Raw genomic sequence first — 13,634 nt, forward strand, 5'->3', positions numbered from 1 at the left:
CCGCGCCTAACAACGCCTAACACCAGCCAACGCACGCAGCGCCAATCTCGCGACCGGCGAGGTTCCAATGGCATCCGCGCACGAATGCGCCCGAAGACGGGGAGAGAAAAACGAGCAATGGCGGGCTGTGCCCGCGCCCCACGCATTCCGCGGCCCGAGCGGCCGCAAGAGGCCCACATCCATGCAGCAACACCAGGAACTCAGCGGACCCGAAGAGGCGGACGCAGCCGTGCCGGACGCCCCCGTTGTCGCGCAGCACGGGGCCTCGTCGGTGCGGTACCGGGACTTTCGCGAACTCGGCGCGGGCACGCCGCGCCTGGAGCGCGCACGCGCGCACGGCGTGGCTTCTTCGCTCGTGGCCGGGCGCGGCCAGACCACGCCGGCCACCGCCGCGCTGCTTCAACGGGAGTACGCGCTGCGCCACATGCTTCGCGACGAATGGGCCGCCGTGCCGGTCGCGCTGGTGCCGCATGGCGAGAGCTTCCTGCTGATCCTGAAGGACCCCGGCGGCGAGCCGCTTCGCCGCGGTGGCGCTCCTTGCTCCGACGTGGGCGCCTTCCTCGCGCTCGCGCTGCGCCTCGCCACCGCCGTAGGCGCGATGCACGAGGCCGGCGTTCTGCATCGCGCGCTCACGCCCGATCGCATGCTGCTCGGCGAGGACGGGCGGGCCTGCCTCACCGGCTTCGGCCAGGCCGCCGCCATCGGCGACGCCGGCAGCAAGGCTGCGGGCGACGACCAGCTTTCCTGGGATGAGGACAGCTTCAACTACATGGCGCCGGAACTCGGCGCACGCATGAACCTGCGCGTGGATGCGCGCGCCGACCTCTACGCGCTCGGCTGCATCCTCTACGAGCTGATGACCGGCAGGCTTCCCTTCGAGGGCGCCGATGCCGTCGCGCGCGTGCACGCCCACGCGAGCCGGATCGCCCGCGCGCCCGCAGAGCTGGTGCCGCAGCTTCCGCCGCAGCTCTCGCTGCTGGTCATGAAGCTGCTGGAGAAGACGCCCGAACACCGGTACACGGACGCCGCCGGCGTGCTGGCGGACCTGCGGCGCTGCGAGACCCTGCTGCGCCAGCACGGGCGCATTCCCCTGTTCGCGCTGGATGCCCATTCGGCCCTGCGCAAGCCCGGCGGCGCGGGCCTCGTGCTGGGACGCGACGCAGAACTGCAGGCACTGTTCGCGCTCTACCGCGAGGTCGCGGACAGCGCCCGCATGCGCGCGGCCTGGGTCTCGGGCCCCTCGGGCATCGGCAAGTCGACGCTGCTGCGCGAGGCCGTGGCGCGCATGCAGCGCTCGGGCGCACCGCTGCTGGCCGCGGCCAAGAGCGAGGAAGGGCGCCGCGGCAAGCCGTATGCGCTGCTGGTGGAGGTGCTCGATCCGCTGCTTCGGCACGTGGTCGGCTGCGCCAACGAGGAATTCGCGGTCTGGCGCAACCGCATCGCGGCCGCCGCGAAGCCGGTGGAGCGGACCCTTGCGGGCCTGCTGCCGGCGCTGGGCGTCATCCTCGGCCTGCAGTCCGGGCAGCCCGTGCCCGCCGCTCCGGAGGCGGCCCCCGCGCTCGAGCGCGAGCGCGTGCTGCAGGGCATGGCGCGGCTGATCGCCTGTTTCGCCGTGCCCGCGCGTCCGCTCGTGATGCTGCTCGACGACCTGCAATGGGCCGATGTCGAAACCCTGCAGGTGATCGAGCGACTTCTGCATCAGCACGACGATGCCGCGCTGCTGCTCGTCGGAACCTTCCGCGACAGCGGAGTGGATGCCGATCATCCGCTGCGCGCCGGCCGGCTCGCCGAGGTGCCGCAGGCCCTGCGCATCGAGCTCGGCCCGCTGGACGAGAGCGCCTTGCGCGAGATGATCGCGCTCACGCTGCAGCAGGACGCGAGCGCCGTCGGCGAGCTTGCCGAGCTCATCGGCCGGAAGACGCAGCGCAATCCGCTCTTCGCCCGGCACCTTCTCCATCTGCTGGCCGACGACGGACTGCTCGCCTACGACGCCGAGACCGCCTCGTGGCGCTGGAGCCTCGAACAGCTCGCTTCCCACCCCGGTGCCGACACCGTCGGCGACCTGATGGCGCGCCGTTTCGAGCAACTGCCCGCGGCGGCGCAGGCCGTCCTGCGCGTGATGGCCTGCCTCGGCCACCGGAGTTCGGGCGAAGCGCTCGCGCTCGCGATGGACGTGCAGCCCGGCACCGAAGCGGCCAGGCGCCTGCAGGCGGCGCTCGACGATGCGCGCGAGGCAGGCAGCATCCAGCGCGACGGCGAGGACTGGGTCTTCTGGCACGACCGCATCCGCGAGGCCGCCTACGGCTCGATCCCGCCGGCGGAGCGGCCGCGCATGCACCTGTGGATCGTGCGGCGCCAGCTGCGGCAGGCGCCCGATCCCGCGCGGGTGTTCTCGCTCGCCGCGCAGGCCAGCCTCGCACGCCTGGCCGTCGAGGCACCGCAGGAGCGGCGCGAGTTCGCGCGGCTCAACCTGGAGGCCGGCCGCCAGGCGAAGGCCGCGACCGCCCACCATTCGGCGCTCGGCTTCTTCCGCGCCGCGCTCGCCTTCCTCGGCGAGGACGACGCCAGCGAGGACGGCCTGCATGCGCGCGCGCTCTGCGGCGAGGCCGAGTTCATGACCGGGGCGCTGGAAGCCGCCGAGGCCCGCCTCGCGGCACTGGAGGAGATCGCGGGAGACGGCATCTTCGGCGCCGATCTCGCGCGCCTGCGCGCGGCGCTGTACACCACGCTCGGCAACTTCGACCGCGCGCTGGACGTGGGGCTGGCCTTCCTGCGCAAGTCGGGCATCGACATGCCGAGGCGGCCCGACGCCGCGGCCGTCGACCGGGAGCACGCGGTGCTGCAGGCATGGATCGACCAGCACGGCATCGGGGCGCTGCGCCGGCTGCCCGTCGTGGCCGACCCGCTGCGCCGGGCGATCACCGACATCTTCGCGGACCTCATCCCGCCGGCGCTCTACACCGACCAGGACCTGGTCGACCTGATCCTCTTGCGCATGATCGGTCTCAACATCGCGCAGGGCCATTCCGACGCGTCGGCGGACGGCTACGTCTGCATGACGCAGGTCTTCGGCGTGCGCTACGGCAACTACGCCGCCGCGCGGGAGTTCGGCGCGCTCGCGCTGCACCTGGTCGACGAGCGCGGGCTCGCCCAATACCGGGGCCGGGTCTACATGACCTTCGGCACCATGGTGGTCCCGTGGACGCAGCCGGCGCGCGCGGCGCGCGACTACATCCGGCGCGCCTACGACGTGGCGGTTGCGAGCGGCGACCACACCTTCGCGATCTACTGCGGGCGCAACCAGGCGACGGGAATGCTCTTCGCGGGCGAGTACCTCGGCGACGTGCGGGATACGGTCGAGCGCGGGCTGGCCGTTGCACGCGACGCGAATTTCCAGCTCGTGATCGAGGCGCTGCTGGCCCAGAAGGTGCTGCTGGCGCAGCTGCAGGACGGCACCGCCGGCGATGCCGACGAGCAGCCGAGCCCGCCGCGGGAAGGCCAACCCGCCACGCTCGTCGATTTCGCCTGCTGGGTCTACAGGCTGCAGGCGGCGCTCCTCGGCGGCAGGCTCGCCGAAGCGATCGAGGCGCGCCATCGGGCCGAGGCCTGCGCCTCATCGGGCCGGACCTTCGCCGAGAGCGGCGACCTGCCGTTCTACGGCGCGCTGGCCTTGCTCGCGCTTCCCGGGCGCGATGCGTTCCAGCAGGCGGCGCTGCAGCGTGACGTGAAGCAGCTGCAGGCCTGGAGCCAGGCCTGCCCGGCCAACTTCCTGGCCCGCTTCCAGCTGGTGCGCGCGGAGATGTGCCGCATCGACGGCGATCCGCTCGCCGCCGTGCAGGCCTATGCGCGGGCGGTGTCGCACGCGCGGCGCCACGGTTTCACCCAGGTCGAGGCGCTGGCGGCCGAGCTTGCCGCGGCCTTCCATGCCGGACGCGGCGACGACCTGTCGGCGCACGGCAACCTGCGCCACGCACGCGGCGCATGGCAGCGCTGGGGCGCCACGGCCAAGGTGCGCCAGCTGCAGGCTTCGCACCCGGGTCTCTTCGAGATCGAGGACCCGGCGCCGAACACGCGGCGGATGCAGGGGCTCGATGCGCAGGCCGTCCTGCGCATCTCCACGGCGCTGGCCGGCGAGATCGTTCCGGTGCGCCTGGTCGAGACGCTGCTTCGCACCGCGCTCGAGAACGCCGGTGCGGAGTCCGGCACGCTGGCGCTGTTCCGGCAGGAGGTGTGGCAGGTTCGTGCCCAGGCGCGGGTGCGCGACGGCGCCGTCGTGCTCACGCAGGAGGGCGTCGCCTTCGATGCAGGGGCACTGCCTGTCTCCATCGTCCAGGCGGTGGCGCGCACCCAGCAGCACATCGTGGTGGACGACGCGCGCGAGAGCGCCTCGCTCGCGCAGGACGACTACATCCGACGCCGGCGTCCGCGCTCGATTCTTTGCGTGCCGCTGATGCGCCACGCCATGCTCGTGGGCGTGCTCTATCTGGAGAACAACCTGGCCTCCCACGTGTTCACGCCCGCCAAGGCCGAGGTGCTGGAGGTGATCGCCTCGCAGGCGGCCTTCGCGCTGGAGAACGCACGGCTGTACGAGGAACTGATCGACCAGAACCAGCAGCGCGCGCGGGCCGAGGAGCAGCTGCGCAGCACGCTCACCGAGCTCGAGCGCGCGACCCGCCTGAAGGCGATGGGCGAGCTGGTGGCTTCCATCGTGCACGAGGTGGGCCAGCCGATCGCCGCGGTCGACACCTCGGCCAGCGCCGCACTGCGCTGGCTGGACCGCAGCCCGCCCGACATAGGCGAGGCCCGCGAGATGCTCACGCACATCAGCAGGAGCGCGCTGCGCGCGCGCACCATCATCCAGGGCCTTCGCGCCAAGGCGCGCAACGCGGAGCCGCAGTTCGCCGCCTTCGATCTCGGCGAAGCCCTGAGCGAGGCGGCCACGCTGGTCGCCGGCGCGCTCGACACCATGGGCGTCACGCTGGAGACGAAGGGCCTGGAGGCACCACTGGCCGTGCATGGCGACCGCGTGCAGCTGCAGCAGGTGGCGGTCAACCTGCTGATGAACGGCGCCGAGTCGATGGCTGGCCTGCCGCCCGGCCCGCGGCCGCTGTCGATGGCCTGCGTGCACGACGGCGGGCATGTGAGCATCGTGGTGGAAGACGCCGGACCGGGCGTCGGCCCCGAGGCGGCGCAGCATCTGCTCAAGCCGCTGTTCACCACCAAGTCCAACGGCATGGGCATGGGGCTGGCGATCTGCAAGTCGATCCTCGACGCGCACGGCGGCACTCTGGAGCTGCAGCAGCGCGAGCCCACGGGCATGCGCGCCGTCTTCAGCCTGCCGCTTCCGGGCACCGGCGGCCGCTGAAGGGGCCGTCGCCCCCGAAGCCTTCAACAACGTCTCCGTCCATGCCTCCTTCCGATCCGACTCCGGCAACTCCTCGCTGCGTGTTCATCGTCGATGACGACGAGCTCGTTCGCAATGCGCTGTGCAGCCTGCTGCGCTCCATCGACCTGGCGGTGCACGCCTTCGCCACGACCGAGGAGTTCCTCGCCGCGCCGCGCTCCGGCGGGCCCTCCTGCCTGGTGCTGGACGTGCGCCTGCGCGGCCAGAGCGGGCTGGCCTTCCAGCAGGCCCTGCTGGAGCGCGGCGAGCCCCACATGCCGATCGTGTTCATGACCGGCCACGGCGACATCGCCATGACCGTGAAGGCGATGAAGGCCGGGGCGGTGGACTTCCTGGCGAAGCCTTTCCGCGACCAGGACATGATCGACGCGGTCATCGCCGCGCTGGAGCGCGATGCGCGGCGCCTGGAGAGCGCACGGCTGCTGCAGGCGGCGCGCGCCTGCTGGGATTCGCTCACGCCGCGCGAGTGCGAGGTGGTGCAGCACGTGGCCGGCGGCCTGATGAACAAGCAGATCGCCGATCGCATGGGCATCGCGGAGATCACGGCCAAGATCCATCGCGGCCAGGCGATGCGCAAGATGAACGTGCGCTCGGTCGCCGAGCTGGTGCGCAAGATGGAGGCGCTGGGTGTGGTGGAGGGCGCCTGCTGAGGCGAAGCCATACCTACGGATGATGGCGCCGCGCGCTGGTGCCGCTATCCTGCAATCCTGGGCAGGGGCGGGAATGTTCCTGCGCCTTCACCGGAAACCCCCGGGGTAGAGAACGGGCTTCCTCCTTGTCCTCCTCCTTGTCCTCTTCAGCCATCGAACTCGTTTCCATCGTCGACGACGATCCCTTCGTGCGTGCCGCGACGAGCAGTCTCGTGCGCTCGTTCGGATGGGAGGCCCGCGCGTTCGAGTCGGCCGTCGACTTCCTCGCCTCCGACGTTCCGGCGCGCACGCGCTGCCTCGTCTGCGACATCCAGATGCCGGCCATGGACGGCATCGCGCTGGTCGAATGCCTGGAGCGCGAAGGCCTGCGCGTGCCCGTCATCTTCATCAGCGCCTTCGCCAGCGCCCGCACGCGGGAGCGCGTGGAGGCCAGCCCCGCGCTCTGCCTGATCGAGAAGCCGATCGACGCCGCCGAGCTCGAGACCTGGATCGGCCGCGCGCTGGGGCGGGCCTGAAACTCCCCGCAAGGAGACGGATTTCGGGGCACCCCGGCGCATGACGGGGGCAAACCTTCGTAGGGGGGCGGCAAACGCTGATGCAATGGTCTGTGCGACCCCTCGCGTGATGTCATCACTCCCATGCCGGCACGTGCGCCGGCAGCAGGAGAAAACCAATGACGAAGAAGTCCCGCGCATCCATCAGTTCCTTCCATCCGCCGCGCGCATCCGCAGCGCCCGCCGGGGCCGTTTCGAGTTCAGGGCGTCCGGGCCGCCGGTCCCACGGCCTGGCCTTGATCGCGGCGCGCGCGCTCGCGGTGGCCACGCTCGGGCAGAACGTCCATGCCGCGACGCTGTCGCCCCTGACCTGCCCGCTCGACGACAGCCTGCGATGGATCCTGTGCGTGTCGGTGCTCGTCGGCCTCATGCTGCTCGCCGTCTTCCTCTGGCTGGAGGCGATGGACCACCGCGCGGGCGCGGCACGCCTGGCTCGCGCGCTGGAGCAGCAAGGCAGCGGCGCCGGCATGCCCGAGCTCGCCGAAAGCGGCCCGCGCGCCATCGTGCGGCTGGCACGCGCGATCAACAACGTCCGCCGCCGCCAGTCCGAGCGCGACGTGGCGCATCTCGACGTGCAGGCCGCCTATGCGCACGACCTGCGCACGCCGCTGACCCGCATGGGCCTGCGCTGCGAGATGCTGGAAGACGTCTCGCTGCGCGAAGCCATGGAACGCGATCTGGCGCAGATGCGCGAACTGGTCGAGGCCAGCGTGGCCAGCGCGCGGCTGCAGCGCAGCGTGGCCGAGCCGCTGCAGCGCGTCGATGCCGACGGCCTGCTCGGCAGCCTGATGCGCGACTACCGCGAGTCCGGCCGGGCGATCGCCGTCGACGGCCACATCGGGCAGCCGGTGATGGCCTGCCCGCTCGCGCTGCGCCGCGTGCTCGCCAACCTGATCGACAACGCGCTGCGCTACGGCAGCGACGTGCGGATCAGCGCCCGCGTCGACGCCACGAGCCTGGTGCTGGCCGTGGTGGACTCGGGGCCGGGCATCCGGCCGGCGCAGATGGAGGCGGTTTTCGCGCCATGGGTCCGCGCGCAGCAGGGTGGCTCGGAGGCCAAGGCCGGCTCGGGCCTCGGCCTCGCGATCGCCAGGCGGCTGGCCCGGTCGATGCAGGGCGACCTGCAGCTGCAGAACCGCCGCTGCGGCGGGCTCGAGGCGCGGCTCACGCTGCCGCTCGTGGTCGCATGACAGGGGCGGCGGCGTGTGCTTCTACCTGGCTCAGCGCAGCGACCTGAACGCCGCGCGCACTTCCTGGCTGAACAGCGCCGGCTGTTCCCACGCGGCGAAATGACCGCCCGTGTCCACCTCGTTCCAGTAGATCAGGTCGTGGTACGCGCGGTCGGCCCAGCTGCGCGGCGCCTGGTAGATCTCGCCGGGGAACACCGTCACGGCGGCCGGCAGCGAGATGTCGACGGCGTTGAAGTTGTTCGAGTGGTCTTCCCAGTAGATCTGCGCGGCCGAGGTCGCGCTGTTGGTCAGCCAGTACAGCGAGATGTCGTCGAGCATCTCGTCGCGCGGCAGCACCCGTTCGGGCACGCCGCCCGAGTAGGTCCAGGTGGCGAACTTGTCGTAGATCCACGCGGCCTGGCCTACGGGCGAGTCGGCCAGCGCGTAGCCCAGCGTCTGCGGGCGCGTGACCATCATCGCGGAGTAGCCCGAGCTGTTTTTGTAGAAGGCGTCCAGCTTGTCGAAGGCCGCGCGCTCCTTGGGCGACAGCCCGGCGGGCGCGGGGCCGCCCGCCGCGAGGATCGACGCGATCTCGGCGGGCACGGTGCCCGGCATGTTGACGTGGATGGCCATGAGGCCCGGCACCTTCTGCATCGCCATGCGGTGCGAGATGACCGAGCCGCAGTCGCCGCCCTGCGAGACGAACTGGCTGTAGCCCAGCCGCGCCATCAGCACACCCCAGGCGCGCGCGATGTGGTCGGAGCCCCAGCCCGTGGCCTCGGGCTGGCCCGAGAAGCCGAAGCCGGGCAGCGAGGGCAGCACGAGGTGGAACGCATCCTCCGCGCGGCCACCGTGGGCGGTGGGGTCGGTCAGCGGGCCCACGACCTTGAGCAGCTCGAAGATCGAGCCCGGCCAGCCGTGCGTCATGACCAGCGGCATCGCGTCGGCGTGGCGCGAGCGGATGTGCGCGAACTGGATGTCGAGGCCGTCGATGGTGGTCACGAACTGCGGAATGGCGTTGAGCCGCGCCTCGCCCTTGCGCCAGTCGTAGTCGGTGGACCAGTGGCGCACCAGCGAGCGCAAGGTGGCGAGCCGCACGCCCTGCGAGTCGTCCGCGACGGTCTCGGCGCTCGGCCACCGCGTGGCGGAAAGCCGCCGGCGCAGATCGGCCAGCGCCTCGCGGTCGACGCTGATGCGGAACGGCCGTACCGAGGTGTCGTCCGGGCCGGAGGCCCCGGACGGTCGCAGCATGGCGAAGGCGCCGGTGGCTGCCGACGCCGCGCCGAAGGCGAGCGACGTGGCCAGGAGGTGGCGGCGCGAGAGGGATGGATGGAGGCTGTTCATGCAGGCATCTCTGTGAAGTTGAAACGCCTCCATTGAAGTGGGCGGATGTATCCCGCGTGTGTGAAGAAAGGGCTGAATCGCATGCGCAGGTACCTCGGGGGCGGACCGACACACGGTCATACAAATCGGTACGCCGCGACCCTCGGTTATGCTCCGTCCGCCCGCGCTGCCGAGGCGGCCGGCGGGTCCGCCGGGCCGATCGGATCGACCGCGTGCGGCCTGGCAATCCGCCGCGTGCGCGGCACGCCGCAGTTCCCCCATCTCCATGAGCGACGACAACTCCTTCAAGACCGCCGGCCCCGTCTCCTTCGGTCCGTTCACCCTGCGCGTCGCGCAGCGGCTGCTGGAGCGCGAGGGGGTGCCGGTGGATCTGGGTGGACGGGCGATGGATGTGCTCCTCGCGCTGGTCGCCAATGCCAACACCATCGTGAGCAAGCGGGAGCTCATGGCGCTGGCCTGGCCCGGCATGGTGGTTTCGGACGGCAGCCTGCGCTACCAGATCGCGATGCTGAGGCAGGCGCTGGGCGACGGTCAGGACGGCGCACGGTACCTGTCGAACGTCGTCGGCCGCGGCTACTGTTTCGTGGCCCGCATCACGCCGGCGGAGGCTGCAATCGAAGTGCAGCCCGAGGCCGAGGCAAGCTCCGTCGAGCCCGGCCTTCCCGCGCAGCCGGTGGAGCTGGTCGGCCGCGCGAAGGACCTGGCCGCGATCCCGGCCCAGCTGGCCCGCACGAGGTTCGTCACCATCGTGGGCTCGGGCGGCGTGGGCAAGACCAGCGTCGCGGTCCGCACCGGGCAGGACATGCTCGGCGAGTTCGGCGGGGCCGTGGTGTTCGTCGATCTTTCGATGCTGCTGGACCCCGGCCTGGTGCCCAGCGCCATCGCATCGATGCTGGGGCTGTCGGTGCGCTCCGCCGACCCGGTGCCCAGCCTTATCGCCTACCTGCGCGAAAGGCGCATGCTGCTGATACTGGACAACTGCGAGCACGTGATCGCGGCGGCCGCCTCGCTGGCCGAGCGCATCTTCCAGGCGGCGCCGCGCATCCACATTCTTGCCACCAGCCGCGAGGCTTTGCGGGTGCAGGGGGAGCACATCCACCTGCTCGATCCGCTGGACAACCCGCCCGACCAGCCCGGGCTCGTCGCGCGCGACATCCTCATGTATCCCGCCACGCGCCTGTTCGTCGACCGGGCCGGCGCGAGCGGCGCGATGCCCGACCTGAACGACGAGGACGCGCCCGTCATCGCGAGCATCTGCAGGAAGCTCGATGGCGTCGCGCTCGCCATCGAACTCGCGGCGCGGCGCGTTGCCGCCTACGGGCTTCAGCAGACGGCCGCGCTGCTCGACGAGCGCCTGGCGCTTTCGTGGCTGGGGCAGCGCACGGCGCAGCCGCGGCACCAGACGCTGCAGGCCACCCTGGACTGGAGCTACGAACTGCTCGACATGCCGGAGCGCCTGGTGCTGTGCCGGCTGTCGGTCTTCGTGGGCCACTTCTCGCTGGAGGCCGCTCGCGAAGTGGCAGCGGACCAGGAGCTGACGCAGGCGCAGGTGGTCGACGCGGTCGCGAGCCTCGCGGAGAAATCGCTGCTCTCCCTCCGGCGCTCCGGCGCCTCGACCCAGTACCGGCTGCTCGAAAGCACCCGCGCATACGCGCATTCGAAGGCCGGCGCCGATCTGGCCGACTCGGCGGCGCGGCGCCACGCCATCTACTTCCGCAAGCGGCTGGAGCAGATGGCCGCGCAGGACGACGCCTTCTCGCGCGACACCGCCCGCGCGTCGGACCTTGCGGACCTGGGCAACGTGAGGGCTGCGCTCGCCTGGTGCTTCGATCGCGCCGATGCCAGGGAGCTGGGCGTTTCCCTGATGCTGGCGGCCGTGCCGGCCTTCATGGCGATGTCGCTGCTGGCGGAGTGCCACGACTGGTCGAAGCGTGCGCTCGCCGGGCTGGGCACGGCTTCCGCGGGCAGCGCCGCAGAGATGCATCTGCAGGCGGCCGTCGGCCTCTCGCAGATGTTCACGCGTGGCCACAGCGACGAGGTGCGCCATGCGCTCGAACGCAGCCTGCGGGTGGCCGAGGAGCTCGGCGATTCCCGCAGCCAGGTCGAGCTGCTGGGGCGGCTGCAGATATTCCACGAGCGCATCGGCGACTTCGTCGAATCGCTCAGCCACGCCAGGCGCTGCGCCGACGTGGCCGCGTCCATCGACGACGCGACGGCGCAGGCGACCGCCAATTCGCTGGTGGGCCTGTGCCACCACCTGGTGGGCGACCAGCCCCGCGCGCGGCACTTCCTGGAGGCCGCGATCGCCGGTGCCTCGGTGTCGCGGCAGCGCAGCAGCATCCACGCGGGCTTCGACTTCCACAACCGCGCATGCATCGCGCTGGCCAGGACCCTGTGGCTGCAGGGCCATCCCACGCAGGCCGTGGTCGTCGCCCAGCGTGCGGTCGAGGAGGCCAGGCACCTGAACCACCCGGTCACGCTGTGCATCGCCCTGATATGGGCCGTGTCGGTCTACATGTGGGTCGGCGACCTGGCGCGGGCCGAGCAGGACATCGACCGCTTCATCGCCTATGCGGAATCGCATTCGCTGACGCCGTACCTGGCAGTGGGCCGCGGCGTGAAGGGCGAACTCGCGGTGAAGCGCGGCGATGCGGCAAGGGGCGTGCAGGCGATCCAGGAGTCGCTGATCGAGCTGCGCGCGTCACGCTACGAGTTGCTCACCACCTCGTTCAACATCACGCTCGCCGAAGGCCTGAACGCCATCGGCAGGAACGGCGAGGCGCTGGAGCTGATGAACGACACGCTCGCGCTGGTGCATGCCAAGGGCGACCTCTACAACCTTCCGGAACTTCTTCGCGTGAAGGCGCGCGCATTCTCGGGTGCCGTGCCGCCGGACATGGCGAGCGCCGAAGAGTCGTTGCTCGAAGCGCTGGCTGCCAGCAGGCAGCAAGGGGCACGCTCGTGGGAGCTGCGCGTGGCGATGGACCTGGCTCGCCTCCGGGAAAAAGCCGGGCGCGTGCGGGAGGGAAAGGAACTGCTGGCCGGCGTGCTCGCCCACTACACGGAGGGCTTCGAAACCGCGGATCTGCAGGAAGCCGAACGGCTGCTTGGCGAATCGATGGACTAGGGCAGGCGCGGCCGCGCCGCGCGCTTCCTCGACGGGAAGCGGGCGGCGGGCTGCGGCCGGGAAAAGATCATCGAAATTTCCCGGCGTCGGGAACGGTGGAAGCGGATGCGACGCGCATCGGTGGCCGCTTACAGCGTTCCCTCGGTCACGCCGTGGGCCGCCGTTGCGCGTGCCTGCGCGCGCACCGTCGAACGATCGAGCGTGCTGGTGAACGCCTGCGGCACGCCGGCGTCGGCACCGTCCGCATAGAGGTTGCCGGCGCGGGCGGCCGCCACGGCTTCGGCACGCGTGTCCGAGCGCTTGGCCAGGGTGGGCAGCGCGGGAGCGACGTCCGCCGAGGCGCCTTCGCGATAGGGGTCCGCGCTGTGCGAGGCGACGACGGCCTCGGCCCGGACGCCGGCGCGGCTCGCGCTGGAATGGAACTGCAGCACGCCCTGGTATTCCTCGGCGCTCGCGCTCAAGGCGAACAACGAAGAGACGGCTGCGGCGGCGAGGAGGACGGAAGCTTTCATGATGAATCCTTTCGGTTGGGTGATGACTGTTGGCAAGAAGGTTTGCAGGAGGGTTTGTCAGCCGGATCGCTGTGCTTTTCCGAACTGATGGAGAGATTGTTCGGCTCCGAAGGCACCTCGCGACCGGTTTGCGTATGCCTCTGTATCCCGGCCGTGTTCGCCAACACTAAATTTCAAAATGACCGCTGCGGGCCCTCAGGGAGCGAGCCGCGTGAACACGTAGTCGTGGTTCTTCACCAGCGACTGATGGCAGGCGAAGCAGGTCTGGTGCTGTGCCAGGTCCGCGGGCTTGCCATCGATGAAGCGGCCGAAGCCCCAGCCGCCGGTGGCGGCGTATTTCTTCGAGTCCTTCACCATCACCTGCACGGTGGTGGCCGCGCCAGGAACGGAGGCGGGCGCGAACTCGGGCGACTGCACGTGTTTCCATGCCAGCTTGACGAGCACGGTCCCGTCGGGAAAGGGCAGCGTGCCCTGGTCGTAGGCCTTGATCGCCTTGGTGTTGCCGAGCACGACGCGCAGTTCGTTCAGCGGCTCGGCCTCGATGGCGGGCGCGATCAGCTGCCACTGCCGGTAGCCCTTGGGCAGCGTGACGCCGTAGATCGGCGATGCCTGCGGGTCCGGCGCGGCAGCGCGGGTCTCCTTCGCCGCAATGGGAGCGACCGCGAAGATGGCCAGGGCGGCTGCGAGCGCGAGAACGCCTGCGCCGGCGAACTTCGCCGTAGCGCCTTTGAGGGAAAGGGGAAATGCCTTCGCCGCATTCGTGCTGGAAGGCTGGTGCGTGTGGAGGTTGTTCATGGGTGGACTGTGCAGTTGGACAAGAAAATGCCCACGACACGCGGGACCGCACCCCGGGGCGCGCCGATGGTCCGCCGCC

Annotated in this window: 8 protein-coding genes; 5 read left to right on the forward strand and 3 right to left on the reverse strand. The window is 70.9% G+C overall.

The genetic code is table 11. The features are described from left to right. Positions 1-181: 181 nt before the first annotated feature. The 4 genes from ABL843_RS09940 to ABL843_RS09955 all read left to right on the forward strand — a co-directional run bounded on the left by ABL843_RS09940 (position 182) and on the right by ABL843_RS09955 (position 7,798). Positions 182-5,365, forward strand: coding sequence for a trifunctional serine/threonine-protein kinase/ATP-binding protein/sensor histidine kinase (locus ABL843_RS09940; protein WP_418119740.1), 5,184 nt, complete (start codon positions 182-184; stop codon positions 5,363-5,365). 41 nt (positions 5,366-5,406) lie between these two features. Beyond that, positions 5,407-6,054: a response regulator transcription factor gene (locus ABL843_RS09945; RefSeq protein ID WP_184636022.1), complete on the forward strand. Its 648-nt coding sequence runs from the start codon at positions 5,407-5,409 to the stop codon at positions 6,052-6,054. Positions 6,055-6,191: 137 nt separating this feature from the next. Next, a complete protein-coding gene (locus ABL843_RS09950; protein WP_126024648.1) occupies positions 6,192-6,569 on the forward strand; it encodes a response regulator transcription factor in 378 nt (125 codons plus the stop codon). Between the two features lie 158 nt (positions 6,570-6,727). Next, entirely contained in the window at positions 6,728-7,798 is a 1,071-nt protein-coding gene (locus ABL843_RS09955; RefSeq protein WP_418119741.1) for an ATP-binding protein, read from the forward strand. A gap of 30 nt (positions 7,799-7,828) precedes the next feature. On the opposite strand, the gene ABL843_RS09960 is transcribed toward ABL843_RS09955, so the two are convergent. After that, positions 7,829-9,121 (reverse strand): epoxide hydrolase family protein, encoded by a 1,293-nt coding sequence (locus tag ABL843_RS09960; protein ID WP_418119742.1) that lies wholly within the window; start codon positions 9,119-9,121, stop codon positions 7,829-7,831. A gap of 265 nt (positions 9,122-9,386) precedes the next feature. On the opposite strand from ABL843_RS09960, the gene ABL843_RS09965 reads away from it, so the two are divergent. After that, on the forward strand, positions 9,387-12,248 hold the full coding sequence (locus ABL843_RS09965; protein ID WP_418119743.1) for an ATP-binding protein: 2,862 nt from the start codon (positions 9,387-9,389) through the stop codon (positions 12,246-12,248). A gap of 128 nt (positions 12,249-12,376) precedes the next feature. On the opposite strand, the gene ABL843_RS09970 is transcribed toward ABL843_RS09965, so the two are convergent. Then, positions 12,377-12,760 (reverse strand): helicase SNF2, encoded by a 384-nt coding sequence (locus tag ABL843_RS09970; protein WP_418119744.1) that lies wholly within the window; start codon positions 12,758-12,760, stop codon positions 12,377-12,379. 195 nt (positions 12,761-12,955) lie between these two features. Next, positions 12,956-13,555: a cytochrome P460 family protein gene (locus ABL843_RS09975; RefSeq protein WP_418119745.1), complete on the reverse strand. Its 600-nt coding sequence runs from the start codon at positions 13,553-13,555 to the stop codon at positions 12,956-12,958. Positions 13,556-13,634: the final 79 nt, after the last annotated feature.

It is taken from the genome of Variovorax sp. 350MFTsu5.1, assembly GCF_048302515.1.
In the GTDB taxonomy this organism is placed as follows: Bacteria; Pseudomonadota; Gammaproteobacteria; order Burkholderiales; family Burkholderiaceae_C; genus Variovorax; species Variovorax guangxiensis.